The sequence below is a fragment of the Pseudomonas sp. NPDC099000 genome, assembly GCF_044759925.1.
Lineage (GTDB): Bacteria > Pseudomonadota > Gammaproteobacteria > Pseudomonadales > Pseudomonadaceae > Aquipseudomonas.
Map to the genome: position 1 here is coordinate 139567 of NZ_JBIWAF010000009.1, position 20909 is coordinate 160475.

A 20909-nucleotide genomic window follows, 5' to 3' on the forward strand; every position below is an offset into this window, starting at 1 on the left:
AAAAAGGTGCGCACCGGTTGCGCACCGCTGCATCGAGAGCGATCGTGTCCTTTCCGTCAGAACGTTTCACCCCCGCCTTCGGCCTTGGCAACCCGCACCTGCAAACCTTGTGGGGACCGCTGTGGCGCAAAACCACGCACATCGAACGCGAGCGCGAACGCTTGTGGCTTGAGGATGGCGACTTTCTCGATATGGATTGGCACGGCCCGCACACCGCCGATGCGCCGCTGGTGCTGGTGCTGCACGGGCTGACCGGCTCTTCGAATTCGCCTTACGTGACCGGGGTGCAGAAAGCGCTCGGAGCCCAAGGTTGGGCCAGTGTCGCGTTGAACTGGCGCGGCTGTTCCGGCGAGCCAAATCTGTTGCCTCGCAGCTACCATTCCGGCGCCAGTGAAGACCTGGCCGAAGCCATCAAGCACCTGCGGGCCAAGCGCCCTCTCGCCCCGCTGTATGCGGTCGGCTATTCCCTGGGCGGCAATGTCTTGCTCAAGCATTTGGGCGAGACCGGCAGTGACAGCGGCGTGTCTGGTGCGGTGGCGGTATCGGTGCCGTTTCGTCTCGATCATTGCGCCGATCGCATCGGCCAGGGTTTCTCGAAGGTGTATCAGGCGCATTTCATGCGCGAAATGGTTGCCTACATCAAGAACAAGCAGCGCCAGTTCCAGCATGACGGGCGCGAGGATGGACTGGCGGCATTGGCGGCGCTGGGCTCGCTGGAGAACATGCGCACCTTCTGGGATTTCGACGGCCGGGTCACGGCGCCGCTCAATGGTTTTGTCGATGCCGAGGATTACTATCGCCGCGCTTCGAGCCGGTATTTCCTTGGAGAGATTCGCACGCCGACCCTGATCATCCAGGCGGCCGACGATCCCTTCGTGTTCCCCCATAGCCTGCCGCAGGCGATGGAGTTGTCCGCCTCCACTCAATTCGAGCTGCAAGCCAAGGGCGGGCATGTCGGTTTTGTCGACGGTTCGTTCCGGCAGCCGAGTTATTACCTGGAGCGGCGCATTCCGCAGTGGCTGAGCGCCGTGGGTCGCGAGTAAGCCATGGACGCCGATCAGGGCGAGTCGATCCGTTTCTGGCAAACGGCGCCATTGGCCGGCGTTGAGCTGTTGTCCGCGCGCTACATCGAACACCGCTTCGCGCCCCATGTGCATGACGGTTATGTGATCGGCATGATCATGGCCGGCGCCCAGCGTTATCGCTATCGCGGCGCCGAACACCTGGCCGGCAGCGGCACGCTGGTGTTGATCAATCCCGATGAACTGCACACCGGCCACAAAGGCACGGAGGATGGCTGGTTGTACCGGGCGTTTTATCCGGACAGCGAGCAGATCCTCTCGCTGCTGGACGAACTTGAACTGCCGACCAACAACCTGCCGGGGTTTGGCGCGACGCTGTATCGCGACCCGGATCTGGTGAAGGGTTTCTGCCAACTGCATCGCTTGCTGGAAAGCCCGTCCACGGCCCTGCAACAGCAGACGGTCTGGCGCGAGATGATGCTGTTGCTGCTGCAACGTCACGCCGCCGTGCCGATTGCCGGCAAACCCGGCAAGGAGCACCGGGCTGTGACGCTGGCCAAGGATGTGCTGCAAGCACAATTGGCGGCGCCGCCCTCGCTGGAAGAACTGGCGGCCGTGGTCAACCTGTCACCGTTCCACTTCGCCCGGGTCTTTCGCCACGCCACGGGCATGCCGCCGCATACCTGGCTGATGCAGCAACGCATCGCGCAGGCAAGGGCGCTGTTACAGAACGGTTGTTTGCCGCTGGAGGTTGCGATGCAGCTGGGATTTGCCGATCAGAGCCATCTGAGTCGGCAGTTCAAGCAGGTTTACGGGGTTGGGCCGGGGGCGTATCGCAGTGCGCGGCAATTACCCGGAAGTTAAGCTCGACACAGATCCACATGTAGGAGCGGACTGTGGCGAGGGGATTTATCCCCGTTGGGCCGCAAAGCGGCCCCGAATCGAAAACTGCGATGCATCAGATACACCACGAACAATGGTTTACGGCTGCTTCGCAGCCGAACGGGGATAAATCCCCTCGCCACAGTTCGCTCCCACAGGGGTTTGTGTTATTCGCCGGTTGCGATGCCGTGCGCGGGATCGTTGATCCACTCGCTCCACGACCCGGCATACAACGAGCCCAACGGATAACCCGCCAGGCACAGTGCGAACAGGTTATGGCAAGCGGTCACGCCAGATCCGCAATACGCCACCAGATCGCTTGGCGCACGGTTGCCGAGTTTCGCGGCAAAGCGTTGCTTGAGCTGTTCGGCCGACAGGAAACGCCCGTCACTGCCCAGGTTCTCGGTGAAGGCCGCACATTGCGCACCGGGGATGTGCCCGGCAATCGGGTCGATCGGTTCGACTTCGCCCTTGAAGCGCGGCAAGGCGCGGGCATCGAGCAAGGTCAACGTGGGTTGGCCGAGACGTTGCTGGAGCTGTTCGGCGCTCAAGATCAGCGCGTCGTCCGGCGTCCCGGTGAAGGTGCCACGCTCGATATCGCACGCATCCAGGCTCAGCGGCAAACCCGCCGCGTGCCAGGCCTTGAGCCCGCCATCGAGGATGAACACGCCGTCACGCTTGCCCAGCCAGGCCAGCAACCACCAGGCCCGCGCCGCGTAGGCACCCGGGCCGTCATCGTACAAAACCACTTCGCTGTCGGCGTTGATGCCCCAGGCTTGCAGGCGCTCGATCAAGTCTTCAGGGTCAGGCAGCGGATGGCGCCCGGTCACGCCCTTGACCACTGTTCCGCTCAAATCACGCTCAAGATCGGCAAAGCTCGACCCGGCGATATGCCCTTCGGCATAGCTGCGCTGGCCGTAGTCCGGGTCTTCGAGGGCAAAACGACAATCCAGAATCACCAGCCCGGGCTGCTCCTTTTTCAGGTCCAACGCTTGCGGGCTGATCAGTTGCGCAATGGGCATAACGGGCTCCTGTGATTAAGTCGGTCTTGAATCCTACTGCACTTCTTCCAGCGCCTGGGCCAGTGGCACGTAAAACTCCTCGTACAGCGCGTTGACCGCGTCGCGAGACTGATCCGTGACGAAACCGGCCTCAAGCACCAGCACCTGATACACCCCGCGTTTAATCGCCTGCTCGCTCAGGTGATTGGAATTTTCCCGTGTGGTGCACAGGAAACGCACCCAGGACGTCAGGATAATCCAGGCATTGAGCGTCAAGGATTCGATCTGGACCTTGTCCATTTTCAGGATGCCGGCGTCGACGAAGGCGGCGTAGATGTGGGTGCCATGAATCAGGCAGCGCTGGGAGAAACGCCGATAACGGGCGGCCAGTTCGGGATCGCTGTCGAGCAAATGCTCAAGATCACGATGCAAAAACCGGTAGCGCCACATCGCCGCCAGCAGTTCCTGAAGGTAGAAGCGCTTGTCTTCCACCGTGGACGCGCGGCCCTGGGGCGGGCGCAGGAAGCTGTCCACCAGGCTTTCGTACTCACTGAACAGCACGGCGATGATCGCCTGCTTGTTGGGGAAGTGGTAGTACAGGTTGCCCGGAGAAATCTCCATGTGGGCAGCAATGTGGTTGGTGCTGATGCTGCGCTCGCCCTGTTGATTAAACAGCTCCAGGCTGTTCTGCACGATGCGCTCGCTGGTTTTGATCCGAGGGGCCATGGCTTGAGCTTTAATTCAGAGTGCGTTGGCGGGCATCTTACGACCTAACGGCGAGTGGATAAAACCATGCTGTACTCAGGATGCCATTTGACTTTCTAGAGCATAGACTCTAAAAAGTGCCTCATTACAACAAAAACCGGAGCCGATCATGACCGCGGACATCGCTTATCTGCAGAACCTGCAACAGCCTCTGGACGAACTCCAGGCCCTGTTCGATGCGCAGCGTGCGGCCTATGCAGCCAACCCGATGCCACCGGCCGCCCAGCGTCAGCAATGGCTCAAAGCCCTGCGCGATCTGCTGAGCAAAGAACGTCAGGCCTTGATCGATGCGATCAGCCAGGATTTCAGCCATCGCAGCGCCGATGAAACCCTGCTCGCAGAGCTGATGCCCAGCCTGCACGGGATTCATTACGCCAGTCAGCACCTTAAAGGCTGGATGAAAGCCTCGCGGCGCAAAGTCGGTATCGCGTTTCAGCCGGCTTCGGCGAAAGTGGTTTACCAACCGCTGGGCGTGGTCGGCGTGATCGTGCCGTGGAACTACCCGCTGTACCTGGCCATCGGCCCGTTGGTGGGTGCGTTGTCGGCGGGCAATCGGGTGATGCTCAAACTCAGTGAGTCGACCCCCGCCATGGGTTTGCTGCTCAAGGAATTGCTGGGCCGGATCTTCCCGCAAGACCTGGTCTGCGTGGTGCTGGGCGAAGCCGATATCGGTGTCGCGTTCTCCCGACTGCGTTTCGATCACCTGCTGTTCACCGGTGCCACCAGCATCGGCAAGCACGTGATGCGCGCGGCGGCCGAGAACCTGACACCGGTGACCCTTGAGCTGGGTGGCAAATCCCCGGCCATCGTGTCCCTCGACGTGCCGCTCAAGGACGCCGCCGAACGCATCGCGTTCGGCAAGACGCTCAATGCCGGACAGACCTGCGTGGCCCCGGACTACGTGCTGGTGCCGGAAGATCGCGTCGGTGCTTTCGTCGAAGCCTATCGCCAGGCGGTACGCGGCTTTTATCCGACACTGGTCGACAATCCGGATTACACCGCCATCATCAATGACCGGCAACTGGCACGGCTCAATGGCTACGTCAGCGACGCCACCAGCAAGGGCGCGCTGCTGATTCCGCTGTTTGATCAAGGCCAGGGCCGGCGCATGAGTCATAGCGTGCTGCTCAACGTCAGCGACGACATGACCGTGATGCAGGACGAAATCTTTGGCCCGCTGCTGCCGATCGTTCCGTACAAGGATCTCGATCAGGCGTTTGCCTACATCAATCAACGACCTCGTCCGCTGGCGCTGTATTACTTCGGCTACGACAAGCGCGAACAAAACCGCGTACTTCACGAAACGCATTCCGGCGGCGTTTGCCTCAACGACACCTTGCTGCACGTGGCGCAGGACGATATGCCGTTCGGCGGCATCGGCGCCTCGGGCATGGGCCATTACCACGGCCACGAAGGCTTCCTGACGTTCAGCAAGGCCAAAGGCGTGCTGATCAAGCAACGCTTCAACGCGGCGAAACTGATTTACCCGCCGTATGGAAAATCCATTCAGAAACTGATCCAGAAGCTGTTTATCCGCTAACGATCACACCGTCGGGTAATAACAATAATGAGCCCAAGCCTGTCCGATACACCCGCGCTGTCACGGCGCGGCCTGCTTAAATTCAGCCTCGGCGCGAGTGCTTTCCTGGCCACAGCCGGATTGGGTGCGAGCCTCAGCGGTTGCTCATCGAGCATCCCTGCCAGCGGTTTTGCGATTCTGCGTAGTGGCGACCTGCTGTTTCTGCGGGCGCTGATCCCGGTGATGCTCGAAGGCGCGGTGGCTGCCGAGAAGATGCCGACGGCCGTCGATGAAACCCTGCACGGCCTTGATAGCGGCCTGAATTACCTGTCGCCGGAAATGCTCAAGCTCACTCAGCAATTGTTCGACGTGCTGGGGATGGCGGTGACCCGCGGGCCGCTGACCGGGATCTGGGGCAGCTGGGAAAACGCCAGTGCCGATGAGATCCGGCACTTTCTCGATCGTTGGGAAAACAGTTCGTTGAGCCTGTTGCGCATGGGGCATAGCTCGTTGCTGCAACTGGTGATGATGGCGTGGTACAGCCGCGCGGAATCGTGGGTGCATTGCGGGTATCCCGGGCCGCCTACCGTTTAAGACCGAGTCGACCCTATCGCGGGCAAGCCCGGCTCCCACAGGGTTTGAGTCGTTCACAAAAGGGTGGTCCACCTCAAAACCTGTGGGAGCGGGCTTGCCCGCGAAGACGTCAGCCGCATCACCACCAAACTAAAAATAAATAAGAGAACCCGAAGATGCCCGTACCCGACCCGTTCCGCGAAGGCATGGCCCGAGGCTGGAAAACCCACAACGGCTCGCAACTGACCCAGGACCTGACCCTCGAAGCGGACGTGGCGATCATCGGCAGCGGCGCGGGCGGGGGGACCACCGCCGAAATCCTCAGCGCCGCCGGCTACAAGGTATTGCTGATCGAAGAAGGCCCGCTCAAGACCAGCAGCGACTTCAAGATGCTCGAAGACCAGGCCTACACCAGCCTCTATCAGGAAGGCATTGGCCGCATGAGCAAGGACGGCGCGATCACTATCCTCCAGGGCCGGGCGGTGGGTGGCACCACGCTGATCAACTGGACATCGAGCTTTCGCACCCCCGACCCGACGCTCGAGCATTGGGCCAGGGAACACGACGTCAAAGGCCACAGCCCGGCCGAGATGGCGCCATGGTTCGAGAAAATGGAACAACGCCTGGGCGTCGCCCCGTGGATGGTGCCGCCCAACGCCAACAACGACGTGATCCGCAAAGGCTGCGAAAAACTCGGATATTCCTGGCATGTGATTCCACGCAACGTGCGCGGTTGCTGGAACCTCGGCTATTGCGGCATGGGCTGCCCGACCAACGCCAAGCAATCGATGATGGTCACGACCATTCCCGCGACCCTGGAAAAAGGCGGCGAGCTGCTTTATCTGGCCCGAGCCGAAAAACTCCTGATCAAGGACGGCAAGGTCAGGGGCCTGCAGTGTGTGGCAATGGACGACCGTTGCGTCGCTCCGACGGGCAAGACGATTACGGTCAAGGCGCGGCATTACGTGCTGGCGGGCGGCGGGATCAACAGCCCGGCGCTACTCCTGCGATCGGAGGCGCCCGATCCGCACCAGCGGCTGGGCAAGCGTACATTCCTGCACCTGGTGAACATGTCCGCCGGGCTGTTCGACGAGGTGATCAACCCGTTCTACGGTGCGCCGCAGTCGATCTATTCCGACCATTTCCAATGGCAGGACGGCACCACCGGCAAGATGTCCTACAAACTCGAAGTACCGCCGCTGCACCCGGCGCTGGCCGCCACTTTGCTCGGTGGTTTCGGCAAGGAAAACGCCGCGCACATGGGAAACCTGCCCCACACCCACGCGATGCTGGCGTTGTTGCGCGACGGCTTCCACCCGGACAGCCCCGGCGGCAGTGTCGAATTGCGCGGTGACAACACGCCGGTGCTCGACTATCAGGTTTCACCCTATGCCTGGGACGGCTTGCGCCGGGCCTTTCACAGCATGGCCGAGATCCAGTTCGCCGGCGGCGCCAACGCGGTCATGCCAATGCACGCAGACGCGCGCTACGTGAAATCCCTGGCGGAAGCGCGCACGTTGATCGACGGTTTGAGCCTTGAGTTGTATCGCACCCGACTGGGCAGCGCTCATGTGATGGGCGGTTGTGCCATGGGTGAAGACCCGAAAAACGCCGTGACCGACAGCCTCGGCCGGCATCACCAGATCGGCAATCTGTCGATCCACGATGGCTCTCTGTTCCCCACCAGCATTGGCGCAAACCCACAATTGTCGGTCTACGGATTGACGGCGCAACTGGCGACTTCCCTCGCCGAACGTTTGAAAAACCCGTGAAAAGAGCGAATATTCCCATCGTCTATAGTGCTTTCTTACCCAAAAGGCGACTTGGCCGACCGGGAAGGCTGCGATACCATCCGACTCCCCAACGGACTCCCGCCAGGACGACGCGATGAACCGAGTGTTGTACCCAGGTACCTTCGACCCTATTACCAAGGGCCATGGCGACTTGGTCGAACGCGCCGCGCGCCTGTTCGATCATGTGATCATCGCCGTCGCTGCCAGCCCGAAGAAAAACCCGTTGTTTCCCCTGGAACAACGAGTGGCGCTGGCCCGCGAGGTCACTAAACATCTGCCGAACGTTGAAGTCGTCGGCTTCTCGACGCTGCTCGCGCACTTTGCCAAAGAGAAGAACGCCAACGTGTTCCTGCGTGGTTTGCGCGCAGTATCGGACTTCGAATACGAATTCCAGCTGGCCAACATGAACCGCCAACTGGCGCCGGATGTGGAAAGTCTGTTTCTTACTCCGTCCGAGCGTTATTCGTTCATTTCCTCGACGCTGGTCCGTGAAATCGCAGCGTTGGGCGGCGATATCACCAAGTTCGTCCATCCAGTGGTGGCGGATGCCCTCACCGAGCGCTTCAAGAAGTAACGACCGCTCAAGCGGCGCCCGCGTGCACTGCGGGCGCCAATGCGGCACAATTGCGCGCATTGGTTTATTGCGCCCGGGCCGTCCGCCCTGGCTGGAGTTAGCATGTCCCTGATCATCACCGACGATTGCATCAACTGCGACGTCTGCGAACCCGAATGCCCGAACGCTGCCATCTCCCAAGGCGAAGAGATCTACGTGATCGACCCGAACCTGTGCACACAGTGTGTCGGCCACTACGACGAACCTCAGTGCCAGCAAGTGTGCCCGGTGGATTGCATTCCGCTGGATGAAGCGCATCCGGAGACTGAAGACGAGTTGATGGCGAAGTATCGAATCATTACCGGCAAGGCTTGAATCATTGGGCGTCTGTGAGGACGCCTTCGCGGGCAAGCCTCGCTCCTACAGGATTAGTGCAAATGGCGCATAACCTGTAGGAGCGAGGCTTGCCCGCGAAGCTTTTAAGGCTTCACTCCCGCTGCTCAAACCCCTCCCCGATACACCCCAGGCACCGCACAAACGCAGCCCTCGCCGGATCAACCACCAGCGCCTGTCCCGCATCGCCAATGCCGCCGCCCAAGGCAGTGAACGGCAACGACACCACAAACGCCCCGGCACCGATCACCGTCGCCACGACCAGCAAGGGTCGGGCGATCAGCAAGTCGCCGAGCATGGCGTAGGCCGGGGGATTCTGGATGGTGTAACGCGGGTCACCGCTGCCGCTGCTGGCCGCCAGCGCGGGCGCAGCCACGCTCAGCAGCAGCGCAACGACAAGGGTTCGAAACGAATTCATGGCACGGTCCTTCGCTAGGCAGTGAGAACACTGACTATAGACCGTCGGACGTATCAGCTCTGACAGCGTGGGCAAAAGACGCTGGCGCGCTGCCCCAGTTTCACTTCCCGCAGCTCCGTGCCACAGACCTTGCAGGGCTCACTGCCACGGCCGTACACAAACAATTCCTGCTGGAAATAACCCGGCTGACCGTCGCCGCCGATAAAGTCCCGCAGCGTGGTACCGCCACGCTCGATGGCGGCAGCCAGAATGCGTTTGATCTCGATCGCCAGCTTCAAATAGCGCGCTCGGGAAATGCTCTTGGCCTCGCGACGCGGGTCGATGCCGGCGGCGAACAGGGCTTCGGTCGCGTAGATATTGCCGACGCCGACGACCACCGCGTTATCCATGATGAACGGCTTGACCGCCATGGAGCGTCCGCGTGATTGCTGGAACAAGCGCTCGCCATCAAACAGGTCGGTCAACGGCTCCGGCCCCAGGCGAATCAGCAGTTCGTGGTTGAGCGGGTCGAGGCTCCAGAGCATCGCGCCAAACCGGCGCGGGTCGGTATAGCGCAGGGCCAGGCCGGACTCCAGTTCGATGTCCACATGCTCATGCTTGGCCGCCGGCATACCGACTTCCACCAGTCGCAGGTTGCCCGACATGCCCAAATGGCTGATCAGCGTGCCGACTTCGGCATTGATCAGCAGGTACTTGGCCCGCCGTTCCACCAGCACGATGCGCTGGCCGGACAGGCGCACATCGAGGTCTTCAGGAATCGGCCAGCGCAAGCGGCGGTCACGCACGATCACCCGGCTGACGCGCTGGCCTTCCAGGTGCGGCGCAATCCCGCGGCGAGTGGTTTCGACTTCCGGCAGTTCAGGCATGGTGTTCTCGAATCAGGGTTCTCGAATAAATGAAGCAGCCGATGCTCAGCGGTGAGCGGCGAGGTCACGAATCGTTTGCTTGAGGGTCTCGAAGTCATAGTCCGAGAGGCCGACATAATCGAGCACCAGAGGCCCGATGCTGTTCCACTCATGGTCTTCGGTCTGATTACCCAACACCCGGTAAGACGCACAAATGTGCTCGGCCATCTTCAGGATCGCCAGCAGGTTCTTGAGCTGAGCGTTGCGCGAAGATTCATCGCTGAAGATCGCCAGGGCGTTGTGGTGATTGGCGATCGCGGCGGTGACATGCTCCGGCAGGCGCCAGGACTTGGCCGTGTAATAACCGACCACCGCGTGGTTGGTGTTGAACACCCGGTTCTCGGTGTCGACCACCCGGCATTCGGCACTGGCGTTGGCGTAGGCCTCTTCCAGAACGGTCATGTAGTTGGGGAAACGCTGCAGCATCAACGGCACGCCGCAGTCGTGGAACAGCCCCAGCGCATACGCTTCATCGCCGGCCTGGGCGCCGATTCGCTTGGCCAGCGTAAGGCAGGTCATCGCCACGTCCTGAGCCGTATCCCAGAACCGGTTCAGGGTGACAATGGTGTCGTCGTTCATCTCGCCCTTGATCGACTGCGCATTGATCAGGTTGATGATCGAGCGGCTGCCCAACAGGTTCACCGCACGCTGGATCGAGGCGATCTTGTTGCTCAAGCCGTAATAAGGCGAGTTGACGATCTTCAGCAGAGCGCCAGAGAGTCCCGGATCCTGGGAGATCAGCTTTGCGATCACTTCCAGATCCGGGTCGGGCATGTACTGCTCCATCTGCAAATCCACCATGATTTGCGGCTGGGCAGGCACGCTGATGCCTTGCAGGGACTGTTGAATCTGTTCGGAAGTCAGCTCTTGGGACATAAGTACACACTCTGGGCCAGGCGCAGATTCTAGCTTCTAAAAGTTGGATCCGACACCTTGGCCGCTACATCGCCTGAAGTTTCATAAAATGCCTGGCTTCAATCTTGAGCGCAGGTGCGCTCCTGTGGCGAGGGGGCTTGCCCCCGTTGGGGCGCGAAGCGGCCCTGAAAAACAGGCAGCAGTGATTTAACAGGCATATCGCATTTGCCATCTACGACTGCTTCGCAGCCGAACGGGGCGATGCGGCGGTCCGACAAGCCCCCTCACCACATGTCCACCTCCAAACCTGTCAGCGCCTCAACACGCTATACTCCCGCTCTTTTTTCCGGAGCGACGTCATGTCCCTGCCTAGCCTGCGCCTTAAAGCCAACGCCGACCGTCGCCTGCGAAACGGCCACTTGTGGGTCTACAGCAACGAAATCGATGTAGCGGCGACCCCTTTGCACGGTTTCCAAGCGGGCGACCAGGCAATCCTCGAAGCGGCCGGCGGCAAGACGCTGGGCATCGTGGCCATGAGCCCGAACAACCTGATCTGCGCCCGTCTGCTGTCGCGCGACATCAAGTTGCCGCTGGACAAATCGCTGCTGGTCCATCGCCTGAACGTTGCGCTGTCCCTGCGTGATCGCCTGTTCGACAAGCCGTTCTATCGCCTGGTCTACGGCGACTCCGACCTGCTGCCAGGTCTGGTGGTCGACCGTTTCGGCGACATTCTCGTGGTGCAGATCGCTTCGGCGACCATGGAAGCCCATAAAGAAGACGTGATCGCTGCGCTGACCCAAGTGATCAAGCCTAGCGGCATTCTGTTCAAGAACGACTCCGCTGCCCGTGATGCCGAAGGCCTCAACCGCTACGTCGAAACCGTGTTCGGCCTGGTGCCGGAGTGGGTTGCCCTGGAAGAAAACGGCGTGAAATTCGAAGCACCCGTCATCCAGGGCCAGAAAACCGGCTGGTTCTACGACCACCGCATGAACCGCGCGCGCCTGGCCCCTTATGCCAAAGGCAAACGCGTGCTGGATCTGTACAGCTACATCGGCGGCTGGGGTGTACAAGCGGCCGCTTTCGGCGCCAGTGAAGTGTTCTGCGTCGATGCGTCGGCCTTCGCCCTCGACGGCGTCGAACGCAACGCCGCCCTGAACGGTTTCGCCGAGAAAATGACCTGCATCGAAGGCGACGTGTTTGAAGCCCTCAAAGAGCTGAAAGCCAGCGAAGAACGCTTCGACGTGATCGTTGCCGATCCGCCCGCCTTCATCAAACGCAAGAAAGACATGAAGAACGGTGAAGGCGCCTACCGTCGCCTGAACGAGCAAGCCATGCGCCTGCTCAGCAAGGACGGCATTCTGGTCAGCGCGTCGTGCTCGATGCACCTGCCGGAAGACGACCTGCAGAACATTCTGCTGACCAGCGCCCGCCACCTGGACCGCAACATCCAGATGCTCGAGCGTGGCGGTCAGGGCCCGGATCACCCGGTTCACCCGGCCATCGCCGAAACCCGCTACATCAAGAGCATCACCTGCCGGTTGCTGCCAAACAGCTGATTACACCGGTTTGACGGGGAGCCAGACGGCTCCCCGTTTTATTATCCGCTATTGAACTCTGTTCAAACTTCCTACACTTACGATCCTACAAACTTGCAGGACGTTTCCCTGCGCCTTTCACTATTTAGCATTCGACTGACAAAACTTGTTCATGCTCAAGATCGATCTGACGAAATTACTGGAAGTTTCCTACCCAATATCGCCTTGATAAGCGCTCATTACACTCTATGATTGAGAGTGTCACCACGAAGTGACACTTACTTTCAATTACAAGGAGTTCCAAATGAAAGCAATTACTCTGGAAGCTAACAGCATCGCCAACCTGGCTTTTCTGGTTGCCCCTAAAGCCCGCTAAGTAAATGAGACGCTGGGGAGTGCCGGCTACCCAGCGTTTTCTATGGCATTGCCCAGAGCGAACCGTCCATCATGCAGATCAGCCCTCATTTATTCATACTTCCTCGCACGCCCGGTCAAATAGTTTGGGATTACAAGAACCACAAGCAGTTTGAACTGAACCTGAAATATTCCACACGACTGGCCGAACTTATCGACAACCCCGAGAAGTTCAACGAACGCAATACAATTGACTCCCAGCTACTTGGCGCTGGAATACTGACAACTGCAATAACAGATATCACCGAGTGGGGCTGGGACGAACTGTCGAAGATATTCCATATCGGCACCAAGAACATTCCTTGCGAACACATTCCGCAAAATATTAATGAATGGTCAAAACAATACCTTGATCATTGCACCGACGTACTGAGCACGCCCTCGCCGAAAGCCAGGCGCTCGGAACGCCTGGGATGCGAGCTGATTTCCCTGCCAAAACCTTCCTGCCTGCCGGAAGGCTCCCTGGCAAACGCCTTGGTCAATCGGAAAACCTGCCGCACCTTCACGGGTGATGCGGTTGCCCTCGAAGCGGTGAGTACATTGCTGTACCTGTCCCTCGGCTATCTGCATGAGCGCGAAAACGACGTCGACGAAAGCATCGTCGAAGGTCTAGGCGCCCGGCGCAGCAGCCCGTCCGGTGGCGGACTGAATGCCTGCGAAGGCTTTTTGCTGGTGCAAAACGTCAGCGGCCTGCAACCCGGCATCTACGCCTATCACCCCACCGGGCACGCGCTGAGTTTCGTTAATCCGCTGCCTCCCCAGCCTTTGGGGCAACTTATGTGTGGACAACATTTCATCAATAACCTGCCCGCAGGCCTGTTCATCACCAGTCGATTCGACAAGCTGTGGTGGAAATATGAACACTCGCGGGCGTACCGAATGGCCTACGTCGAGGCCGGCCATATTTCCCAGACCTTTCAACTGGCGGCCACCTCGCTGGGATTGAACACTTGGCTGACCGGCGCATTGACAGATGACCAGGTCGAAGCGCTGCTGGGACTTGAGAACAGCGCAGAGCAACCGTTGTTTTTTGTCGGCTGCGGCCAGAGCGACGGGCAAGTGATGTGCAAGGAGTTGAAAGCGCTGCTGAGCAATCGGGGAGTGGAACAATGACCGAGCCTCTCGTCGACATCGCGTCCGCCCCCGCCTCATGGGCCCATCGCTTCACCCTTGGAGACTGGAATACCCGAGCTTCGGTGCGCACCAGCGAATACGCCTATCAACTGCCCCCGGACCTGGAGCGGCAACTGGAAACCCGCCACTGGTTCCCGCCGGCTTTTCTGCCTTACCTGAATCACCCGGCGATCAAAACAGCCGGCAGAGCGATCGTCCATCGCCTGTCCGCCAACCATTTGGTGTACTTCCTCGACTACACCACCCTGCTCGAACACCGCATTGTCAACCGATCCGTGGAAACCATCGTCCACAACGAACTGGGTGTCTCCATCCCCCCACGGATGAAAACCGCGGCGCTGCAGCTCTACACGGATGAGGCTTATCACGCGCTGTTTTCCAACAGCCTCGCCGAGCAGATTGCCGATATTTACGGCATGACTGATCGCCCGGTCGTGCCCCAGCGGATCGCCCGGCTGAACGCCCTTCTCGACCGCACACCGGACAAGCACAAAGCACTGGCGTGGTTTCTCGTCGGCTTCGTCTCGGAAACGATTATCGCCAAGGAACTGCTCGACGTTTGCCGTGACACGCTGGTGAGCAGCGTTCAGAAAATGCTCAGGGACCACCTTGCCGACGAGGCACGGCACAGTCGCTACTTTTGCGAAGTGTTCCATTATCTGTGGCTGCAGTTGAGTTGCGGCCAACGCACGTTCACTGCCAGGTCGCTCCTGGAAATCCTGCTGATTTTCTTTGAAGTCGATGAACGCTGGCTTGGGGAAAGCCTGCGCAGCGCCGGCCTGAGTGAAATGTCTGTCGCGCAAATCCTTGGTGATCTGACCGGCCCGCAAGCACAGCGCCTGCGCGCCCGGTCGGGTGCTGGTGCCACGCTCAACGCAATGAAAAAAGCAGGATTCTTCGATCTGCCTGCCAATCGCCAACTTTTCTCCAGGGCAGGGCTGCTCGATGAATGACGGAAAACAGGTAGCCCGGGGCGAACAACGGGCCATGGTCATTCTGTTGATGACCATGACGCTGCTCGGTGTCTTTCCCCTGGATGTGGTGCTCCCCTCCTTCCCCGATCTTTCTGACTACTTTCGGACCTCACCGTCCGACATCGCCCTGTCCGTCAGCCTGTTCGCCATTGGCCTTGCGTTGTCCGTGGTGCTGGTCGGGCCATTGTCAGACCTGTGGGGGCGCAAGAAGCTGCTGCTGGCTGGTATCGCAATTGCGGTGGTCGGAGCCACGGGGTGTGTGGTGTCCAGCGAATACAGTTGGTTTTTGTTCTTCCGGGTGATCCAGGCCGTTGGATGCGGATCCTTCGTACTGTCACAGGCACTGGTTCAGGACTTGTTTGTCGGCAAGGAACAGGAGCGCATCAGAATCTGGATGGTGACCGGCGGCGGGGTGTTCATTTCGATTTCGCCGCTGCTGGGGACGTGGTTGCAATTACAGCTAGGCTGGCAGGGCAGCTTTTATGTGTTTATCAGCCTGGCCGTCATTGTCTGGCTTAAAGCCTTCTTTCTGCTCAGGGAAAACCCTCACCTTCATACCACGGCACATGAACGTTTTTTCAGCGCCTATTGGCGGGTGTGTTCGGATTTGCGCTTCATGGGGTATTGGTTGATTTCAGCCTTGGCTTTTGCCTGCCATTTCTCGTTCATCGTCATTTCACCGATCATTTTCATGGAGCGGCTGGCGCTGTCGCCTTACGCATTTGCCTGGGCGTTGTTGCTGTATGGCGTGGCCTATGTGTTTGGCGGGATTGTCGCCAGCGCTCTGCATCGGCACCTGCAGGCCAACACGCAAATAGTCATTGGCCTGGGTCTGATCGCTTTGTCAGGGCTGGTCATGCTGTGGTTGGCGAATCAGTTCGGGCTCTCTGCGGCAGCGGTGCTGATACCCATGCTGATTTGTACGGCAGGCACCACCATTGCCAGACCCATCGCCAACTCCAAAGCCATGAGTCTCTACCCACAGAATGCCGGAACCTCGACCTCGGTCGGCGGCGTGCTGATTTTCATGTGCGGCGGCGTGATCAGCGTGGTGATCAACCTTGCCTCCGAAGACCTGACCACGGCGCTTGCCCTGTGTTTCCTGACCTTGAGTGCCACGGGTCTTGGTCTGAATGTCTTGATTACACGACGGCATCTGGCACTGAAGACTGGCTGAAACCTGCCAGTCGTCATCCCGCACGTTGTGTCAGCGCGGGATCAACGCTTCCCGGCATTCCCTCCTGACGCCAGCCGTGTAGAATCGCGACATTCATCGCCAGTCATCCCCCGGCGGGTTTATGAGCTCAAGCTGAAGCGCGCGGCGATCCCGCAAAGTTATCGGCAACTTCCGGACACACGGCCATTTCTGGGTGTTCCAGACGTCAATAGAAGCTCACTTCCCTTTTGATACCTGATTAGCCGCCCGGAGTGCTTCATGCCTGATTACCGCTCGAAAACGTCCACCCATGGCCGCAACATGGCCGGCGCCCGCGCACTGTGGCGCGCCACGGGGATGAAAGATGACGACTTCAAAAAGCCGATCATCGCCATTTCCAACTCGTTCACCCAATTCGTACCGGGCCACGTCCACCTCAAGGACCTCGGCCAGCTGGTCGCCCGCGAAATCGAACGCGCTGGCGGCGTGGCAAAAGAATTCAACACCATCGCCGTGGATGACGGCATCGCCATGGGCCACGACGGCATGCTGTATTCGCTGCCGAGCCGGGAGATCATCGCCGACTCCGTCGAGTACATGGTCAACGCCCACTGCGCCGACGCCATCGTCTGCATCTCCAACTGCGACAAGATCACCCCTGGCATGTTGATGGCCGCCCTGCGCCTGAACATCCCGGTGATCTTCGTCTCCGGCGGCCCGATGGAAGCCGGCAAGACCAAACTGGCCAGCCACGGTCTCGACCTGGTCGACGCCATGGTGATCGCCGCCGACTCCAGCGCTTCTGACGAGAAAGTCGCTGACTACGAGCGCAACGCCTGCCCGACCTGCGGCTCGTGCTCCGGCATGTTCACCGCCAACTCGATGAACTGCCTGGTTGAAGCCCTGGGCCTGGCATTGCCGGGCAACGGTTCGACCCTGGCCACCCACAGCGATCGCGAACAGCTGTTCCTGCAGGCCGGCCGCACCATCGTCGAGCTGTGCAAACGTTATTACGGCGAAAACGACGAATCGGTATTGCCGCGCAACATTGCCAACTTCAAGGCGTTCGAAAACGCCATGACGCTGGACATCGCCATGGGCGGTTCCACCAACACCATCCTGCACTTGCTGGCCGCGGCCCAGGAAGCCGAGATCGATTTCGACCTGCGCGACATCGACCGCCTCTCCCGTCACGTGCCGCAACTGTGCAAAGTCGCGCCGAACATCCAGAAGTACCACATGGAAGACGTGCACCGTGCCGGCGGGATCTTCAGCATCCTCGGCTCGCTGTCCCGTGGCGGTCTGCTGCACACCGACCTGCCGACCGTGCACAGCAAGACCCTGGCCGAAGGCATCGCCAAGTGGGACATCACCCAGACCGACGACGAAGCCGTGCATCACTTCTTCAAGGCCGGTCCTGCGGGCATCCCGACGCAAACCGCGTTCAGCCAGTCGACCCGTTGGGAAACCCTGGACGATGACCGTGAGAACGGCTGCATCCGCAGTGTCGAGCACGCTTACTCGAAAGAAGGCGGCCTGGCCGTTCTCTACGGCAACATCGCGTTGGACGGCTGCGTGGTGAAAACCGCGGGCGTCGACGAGTCGATCCACGTGTTTGAAGGCAACGCGAAGATCTTCGAAAGCCAGGACAGCGCCGTTCGCGGCATCCTCGCCGACGAAGTGAAGGCCGGCGACATCGTGATCATCCGGTACGAAGGCCCGAAAGGCGGCCCGGGCATGCAGGAAATGCTCTATCCGACGTCGTACCTGAAATCCAAGGGCCTGGGCAAAGCCTGCGCCCTGCTCACCGACGGCCGTTTCTCCGGCGGCACCTCGGGCCTGTCCATCGGCCACGCATCGCCGGAAGCCGCAGCGGGCGGCGCAATTGGCCTGGTGCAGGATGGCGACAAGGTGCTGATCGACATTCCGAACCGCTCGATCAACCTGTTGATCAGCGACGAAGAAATGGCCGGCCGCCGTGCCGAGCAGGATCAGAAAGGCTGGAAACCTGTGGAAAAACGTCCACGCAAGGTGACCACCGCACTTAAGGCTTACGCCCTGCTGGCAACCAGCGCCGACAAGGGTGCCGTGCGTAACAAGGCGATGCTCGACGGGCTGTGATGCTTAACCGTTGAACAAAAAATACCCCGCCAAGTGCGGGGTATTTTTTTGCCGATCGTTCCCACGCGGGAGCGTGGGAACGATCATCGTAGCGCTTACTGAATCTCTTCAGGTTTGACGATCACCCAGTTCTTGTCCGCCGTCACCGGCACCCCTTCCTTGGCCTGTGCCGCCGCGTGCTTGGCCATCATGCCGTTAATCTGGGTCATGTATTTGTCCTTGCGGTTGACCCACAAATGAATGCCGCCCTTGGCCACGTCGACGCTGTGGAACAGCATGAAACCGTCGCTGGTTGGGGTGTCGCCGCCAACGAGCACTGGTTTTTTCCATTCATCGATGTAGGTCAGGATCGCCGCGTGCTTGCCCGCCATCCAGGTCGCCGGGGTCCACAGGTACGGGGTCACTTCGAGGCCGAGGTTGGCCTTCTCGTCATACTTGCCCGCAGTGATTTGCTTGCGCGCCGTGGTCAGCTCGCCGGACTTGGGGTCCTTGAGCAGCAGGCTCACGCCAATGACATTTTGCGGTTTGACGTTGTAGCCGTACTTCGGATCGGAAGCGACCATGCGCACCAGCTCTTCGGAGGCGGCGGTCATCACGTAGACCTCGATGCCGTTCTCCATCAGCTTGTTGTAGAGCTCTTTCTGACCGGTGAAGATTTTCGGCGGGTTGACGTCGAGGTTCTTGACCACGTCGCCTTCGTAATAAGTGGCCGGCACCGGTTTGCCCGAGGCCATCAGCTCGTCGACGTAGCCTTTGAGTTCCTGGAGGGTGAAACCGGAGAACACTTGCGCGACCCATGGATAGCACACCATGTCGTCGAGTTCGCAGAGGCGGTAGTAGTAGCTGAACAGGCTTTCCTTGTGGTCGGCGGTGTCCTTGAACGGGATCAGTTTCAGGGAGGGGTCGAGTTTCTCGCGGGTGATCAGGCCCTTGTTTTCCATGTACGGCAGCAACGACTCTTCGAGGTCGTAGCGGTAACTGGTGTTGTCCATGTCGAACACCGCGTAGTTACCTTTGTTGGCGTTGGCCGCAATCATCGCGTCCAGCGCCTTGGCCTGATCGGCTGGCCAGTGTTTCAAATCCGTGGCGAAGACCTGGCCGGCGAGGCCCAGACAGAGTGCTGCTGCGAGAAATTTCGGTGCGAGTTTCATCAGTGGTTTCTCCCTGATCCAAAGATATCGACGCTAACAAATAAGCGTGACAGCTCTCGCCTGCCAGCGACCGCTCACGTCCCTTTCGCGTCAGTTGCATCCCCGACAGCGACACCGGCTTATTCCAAAAACGACAGTTAACAGACTTTTTTGATATTAATTCATTAGTTTTCAAGCTGTTAGGCTTGCCGGTTCGCAGCTGCCCCGGAAGGTGGCTGGCACAAGTCACTTTCGGAGTTCTCATGAATCTGCCGCTGATCCTCAATCTGCTGGTGTTCCTCGCGTTACTGTTTGGTCTCGCGCAAACCCGCCACACCACCTGGAGCCTGGCGAAAAAAGTCTTGCTCGCCTTGGTGTTGGGCGTGGTGTTCGGTGTCGCTTTGCACACGATTTACGGTGCCGGCAACCCGGTGCTCAAAGCCTCGATCGGCTGGTTCGATCTGGTGGGCAACGGTTACGTGCAGTTGCTGCAAATGATCGTCATCCCGCTGGTGTTCGCCTCGATCCTCAGCGCTGTGGCGCGTCTGCACAACGCGTCGTCGTTGGGCAAGATCAGCTTCCTGACCATCGGCACGCTGCTGTTCACCACCGCGATCGCGGCGCTGATCGGTATCGGCTTGACCAACCTGTTCGGCCTGACCGCCGAAGGCCTGGTGGCCGGCACCCAGGAAATGGCCCGCCTGCAAACCATCCAGACTGACTATGCGGGTAAGGTCGCTGACCTGAATGTGCCGCAGCTGCTGCTGTCGTTCATTCCGCAAAACCCGTTCGCCGACCTCGCTCGCGCCAAGCCGACGTCGATCATCAGCGTGGTGATCTTCGCAGCGTTCCTCGGTGTCGCCGCCCTGCAATTGCTGAAGGATGATGTCGAGAAAGGTCAGAAAGTGATCAACGCCATCGACACCCTGCAAGCCTGGGTGATGCGTCTGGTGCGTCTGGTGATGAAGCTGACCCCCTACGGCGTCTTGGCGCTGATGACCAAAGTCGTCGCCGGTTCCAACCTGCAAGACATCATCAAACTCGGCAGTTTTGTCGTGGTTTCCTACATCGGCCTGGGCCTGATGTTTGTGGTACATGGCCTGCTGGTGTCGGCGGCCGGAATCAACCCGCTGCGGTTCTTCCGCAAGATCTGGCCGGTGCTGACGTTCGCGTTCACCAGCCGCTCCAGCGCCGCGACGATTCCGCTGAGCATTGAAGCGCAGACCAGTCGTTTGGGTATTCCGCAGTCCATTGCCAGTTTCGCCGCTTCATTCGGCGCAACCATTGGCCAGAACGGCTGTGCCGGTCTGTATCCGGCGATGTTGGCGGTAATGGTGGCGCCCACAGTCGGCATCAACCCGCTGGACCCGTTGTGGATCGCAACGCTGGTGGCGATTGTGACCTTGAGTTCGGCCGGTGTGGCGGGCGTGGGTGGTGGTGCGACGTTTGCCGCGCTGATCGTGCTGCCGGCGATGGGCTTGCCGGTGTCATTGGTGGCGTTGCTGATTTCGGTCGAGCCGCTGATCGATATGGGCCGCACGGCGTTGAACGTGAGTGGTTCGATCACGGCCGGGGCGATTACCAGCCAGATGATGCAGCAGACGGATAAAGAGCTGTTGGATGCGGATGAGCATGCGGAGTTGGCTCACGCTTAAGACTGTCATCGTCTGAGCGGGCCTCCTCGCGGGCAAGCCTCGCTCCTACAGGGATTTTGTGTCGTACGCGATTTTCGCGACCAACATAAAACTTGTAGGAGCGAGGCTTGC

Annotated in this window: 19 protein-coding genes; 13 read left to right on the plus strand and 6 right to left on the minus strand. The window is 59.8% G+C overall.

Going from position 1 to position 20909, the window contains the following annotated elements:
- The first annotated feature begins 44 nt into the window (after nucleotides 1-44).
- Nucleotides 45-1043: a hydrolase gene (locus ACIQV9_RS14210; RefSeq protein WP_403102295.1), complete on the plus strand. Its 999-nt coding sequence runs from the start codon at nucleotides 45-47 to the stop codon at nucleotides 1041-1043.
- A 3-nt stretch (nucleotides 1044-1046) separates the two neighbouring features.
- Nucleotides 1047-1886, plus strand: a complete 840-nt coding sequence (locus ACIQV9_RS14215; RefSeq protein WP_403102298.1) for an AraC family ligand binding domain-containing protein — start codon at nucleotides 1047-1049, stop codon at nucleotides 1884-1886.
- Between the two features lie 185 nt (nucleotides 1887-2071).
- On the opposite strand, the gene ACIQV9_RS14220 is transcribed toward ACIQV9_RS14215, so the two are convergent.
- Both ACIQV9_RS14220 and ACIQV9_RS14225 read right to left on the minus strand, forming a co-directional pair.
- Entirely contained in the window at nucleotides 2072-2926 is an 855-nt protein-coding gene (locus tag ACIQV9_RS14220) for a sulfurtransferase (RefSeq protein ID WP_403102301.1), read from the minus strand.
- A 33-nt stretch (nucleotides 2927-2959) separates the two neighbouring features.
- Complete coding sequence (locus tag ACIQV9_RS14225; protein WP_403102304.1) at nucleotides 2960-3631, minus strand: TetR/AcrR family transcriptional regulator; 672 nt, start codon at nucleotides 3629-3631, stop codon at nucleotides 2960-2962.
- Between the two features lie 148 nt (nucleotides 3632-3779).
- On the opposite strand from ACIQV9_RS14225, the gene ACIQV9_RS14230 reads away from it, so the two are divergent.
- The 5 genes from ACIQV9_RS14230 (at nucleotide 3780) to ACIQV9_RS14250 (ending at nucleotide 8483) form a co-directional block, all read left to right on the plus strand.
- Nucleotides 3780-5210, plus strand: coding sequence for a coniferyl aldehyde dehydrogenase (locus ACIQV9_RS14230; RefSeq protein ID WP_403102307.1), 1431 nt, complete (start codon nucleotides 3780-3782; stop codon nucleotides 5208-5210).
- 27 nt (nucleotides 5211-5237) lie between these two features.
- Complete coding sequence (locus tag ACIQV9_RS14235; protein ID WP_403102310.1) at nucleotides 5238-5783, plus strand: twin-arginine translocation pathway signal protein; 546 nt, start codon at nucleotides 5238-5240, stop codon at nucleotides 5781-5783.
- 155 nt (nucleotides 5784-5938) lie between these two features.
- A complete protein-coding gene (locus ACIQV9_RS14240; protein ID WP_403102313.1) occupies nucleotides 5939-7534 on the plus strand; it encodes a GMC family oxidoreductase N-terminal domain-containing protein in 1596 nt (531 codons plus the stop codon).
- Nucleotides 7535-7649: 115 nt separating this feature from the next.
- Nucleotides 7650-8129, plus strand: coding sequence for a pantetheine-phosphate adenylyltransferase (gene coaD, locus ACIQV9_RS14245; RefSeq protein WP_131061099.1), 480 nt, complete (start codon nucleotides 7650-7652; stop codon nucleotides 8127-8129).
- A gap of 102 nt (nucleotides 8130-8231) precedes the next feature.
- Nucleotides 8232-8483, plus strand: coding sequence for a YfhL family 4Fe-4S dicluster ferredoxin (locus ACIQV9_RS14250; RefSeq protein ID WP_403102317.1), 252 nt, complete (start codon nucleotides 8232-8234; stop codon nucleotides 8481-8483).
- Between the two features lie 112 nt (nucleotides 8484-8595).
- On the opposite strand, the gene ACIQV9_RS14255 is transcribed toward ACIQV9_RS14250, so the two are convergent.
- Genes ACIQV9_RS14255 through ACIQV9_RS14265 form a run of 3 tightly spaced genes read right to left on the minus strand, consistent with a single transcriptional unit; the run spans nucleotide 8596 to nucleotide 10646 of the window.
- The gene (locus tag ACIQV9_RS14255; protein WP_403102319.1) at nucleotides 8596-8919 is read right to left on the minus strand and encodes a multidrug transporter; all 324 of its coding nucleotides are present in this window, start codon (nucleotides 8917-8919) and stop codon (nucleotides 8596-8598) included.
- A gap of 53 nt (nucleotides 8920-8972) precedes the next feature.
- Nucleotides 8973-9785 (minus strand): bifunctional DNA-formamidopyrimidine glycosylase/DNA-(apurinic or apyrimidinic site) lyase, encoded by an 813-nt coding sequence (gene mutM, locus ACIQV9_RS14260; RefSeq protein WP_392892304.1) that lies wholly within the window; start codon nucleotides 9783-9785, stop codon nucleotides 8973-8975.
- A 45-nt stretch (nucleotides 9786-9830) separates the two neighbouring features.
- The gene (locus tag ACIQV9_RS14265) at nucleotides 9831-10646 is read right to left on the minus strand and encodes an HDOD domain-containing protein (RefSeq protein ID WP_403102389.1); all 816 of its coding nucleotides are present in this window, start codon (nucleotides 10644-10646) and stop codon (nucleotides 9831-9833) included.
- Nucleotides 10647-11038: 392 nt separating this feature from the next.
- Here ACIQV9_RS14265 and ACIQV9_RS14270 point away from each other — a divergent pair, with 392 nt between their 5' ends.
- The 5 genes from ACIQV9_RS14270 to ilvD all read left to right on the plus strand — a co-directional run bounded on the left by ACIQV9_RS14270 (nucleotide 11039) and on the right by ilvD (nucleotide 18013).
- A complete protein-coding gene (locus ACIQV9_RS14270) occupies nucleotides 11039-12235 on the plus strand; it encodes a class I SAM-dependent rRNA methyltransferase (protein WP_403102322.1) in 1197 nt (398 codons plus the stop codon).
- A gap of 426 nt (nucleotides 12236-12661) precedes the next feature.
- Nucleotides 12662-13741 carry a SagB family peptide dehydrogenase gene (locus ACIQV9_RS14275; RefSeq protein WP_403102325.1) on the plus strand — a complete coding sequence of 360 codons (1080 nt, stop codon included), beginning with the start codon at nucleotides 12662-12664 and terminating at the stop codon, nucleotides 13739-13741.
- Nucleotides 13738-14715 carry a diiron oxygenase gene (locus tag ACIQV9_RS14280; RefSeq protein WP_403102328.1) on the plus strand — a complete coding sequence of 326 codons (978 nt, stop codon included), beginning with the start codon at nucleotides 13738-13740 and terminating at the stop codon, nucleotides 14713-14715. The genes ACIQV9_RS14275 and ACIQV9_RS14280 overlap by 4 nt, the downstream gene beginning before the upstream one ends.
- Entirely contained in the window at nucleotides 14708-15913 is a 1206-nt protein-coding gene (locus ACIQV9_RS14285; RefSeq protein ID WP_403102331.1) for an MFS transporter, read from the plus strand. The genes ACIQV9_RS14280 and ACIQV9_RS14285 overlap by 8 nt, the downstream gene beginning before the upstream one ends.
- 258 nt (nucleotides 15914-16171) lie before the next feature.
- A complete protein-coding gene (gene ilvD / locus ACIQV9_RS14290) occupies nucleotides 16172-18013 on the plus strand; it encodes a dihydroxy-acid dehydratase (protein ID WP_403102334.1) in 1842 nt (613 codons plus the stop codon).
- A gap of 95 nt (nucleotides 18014-18108) precedes the next feature.
- Here the strand turns inward: ilvD and ACIQV9_RS14295 are convergent, their stop codons facing one another.
- The gene (locus ACIQV9_RS14295; protein WP_403102337.1) at nucleotides 18109-19164 is read right to left on the minus strand and encodes a haloacid dehalogenase-like hydrolase; all 1056 of its coding nucleotides are present in this window, start codon (nucleotides 19162-19164) and stop codon (nucleotides 18109-18111) included.
- A gap of 242 nt (nucleotides 19165-19406) precedes the next feature.
- On the opposite strand from ACIQV9_RS14295, the gene ACIQV9_RS14300 reads away from it, so the two are divergent.
- Nucleotides 19407-20798 carry an L-cystine transporter gene (locus ACIQV9_RS14300; RefSeq protein ID WP_403102340.1) on the plus strand — a complete coding sequence of 464 codons (1392 nt, stop codon included), beginning with the start codon at nucleotides 19407-19409 and terminating at the stop codon, nucleotides 20796-20798.
- Nucleotides 20799-20909 lie beyond the last annotated feature (111 nt).

Excerpts from the sequence above, each read along its gene's own strand:
- ACIQV9_RS14215 (WP_403102298.1), top strand. The coding sequence starts at position 1,047 with ATGGACGCCGATCAGGGCGAGTCGATCCGTTTCTGGCAAACGGCGCCA.
- ACIQV9_RS14220 (WP_403102301.1), bottom strand. The coding sequence starts at position 2,926 with ATGCCCATTGCGCAACTGATCAGCCCGCAAGCGTTGGACCTGAAAAAG.
- ACIQV9_RS14225 (WP_403102304.1), bottom strand. The coding sequence starts at position 3,631 with ATGGCCCCTCGGATCAAAACCAGCGAGCGCATCGTGCAGAACAGCCTG.
- ACIQV9_RS14230 (WP_403102307.1), top strand. The coding sequence starts at position 3,780 with ATGACCGCGGACATCGCTTATCTGCAGAACCTGCAACAGCCTCTGGAC.
- ACIQV9_RS14235 (WP_403102310.1), top strand. The coding sequence starts at position 5,238 with ATGAGCCCAAGCCTGTCCGATACACCCGCGCTGTCACGGCGCGGCCTG.
- ACIQV9_RS14240 (WP_403102313.1), top strand. The coding sequence starts at position 5,939 with ATGCCCGTACCCGACCCGTTCCGCGAAGGCATGGCCCGAGGCTGGAAA.
- coaD (WP_131061099.1), top strand. The coding sequence starts at position 7,650 with ATGAACCGAGTGTTGTACCCAGGTACCTTCGACCCTATTACCAAGGGC.
- ACIQV9_RS14250 (WP_403102317.1), top strand. The coding sequence starts at position 8,232 with ATGTCCCTGATCATCACCGACGATTGCATCAACTGCGACGTCTGCGAA.
- ACIQV9_RS14255 (WP_403102319.1), bottom strand. The coding sequence starts at position 8,919 with ATGAATTCGTTTCGAACCCTTGTCGTTGCGCTGCTGCTGAGCGTGGCT.
- mutM (WP_392892304.1), bottom strand. The coding sequence starts at position 9,785 with ATGCCTGAACTGCCGGAAGTCGAAACCACTCGCCGCGGGATTGCGCCG.
- ACIQV9_RS14270 (WP_403102322.1), top strand. The coding sequence starts at position 11,039 with ATGTCCCTGCCTAGCCTGCGCCTTAAAGCCAACGCCGACCGTCGCCTG.
- ACIQV9_RS14275 (WP_403102325.1), top strand. The coding sequence starts at position 12,662 with ATGCAGATCAGCCCTCATTTATTCATACTTCCTCGCACGCCCGGTCAA.
- ACIQV9_RS14280 (WP_403102328.1), top strand. The coding sequence starts at position 13,738 with ATGACCGAGCCTCTCGTCGACATCGCGTCCGCCCCCGCCTCATGGGCC.
- ACIQV9_RS14285 (WP_403102331.1), top strand. The coding sequence starts at position 14,708 with ATGAATGACGGAAAACAGGTAGCCCGGGGCGAACAACGGGCCATGGTC.
- ilvD (WP_403102334.1), top strand. The coding sequence starts at position 16,172 with ATGCCTGATTACCGCTCGAAAACGTCCACCCATGGCCGCAACATGGCC.
- ACIQV9_RS14295 (WP_403102337.1), bottom strand. The coding sequence starts at position 19,164 with ATGAAACTCGCACCGAAATTTCTCGCAGCAGCACTCTGTCTGGGCCTC.
- ACIQV9_RS14300 (WP_403102340.1), top strand. The coding sequence starts at position 19,407 with ATGAATCTGCCGCTGATCCTCAATCTGCTGGTGTTCCTCGCGTTACTG.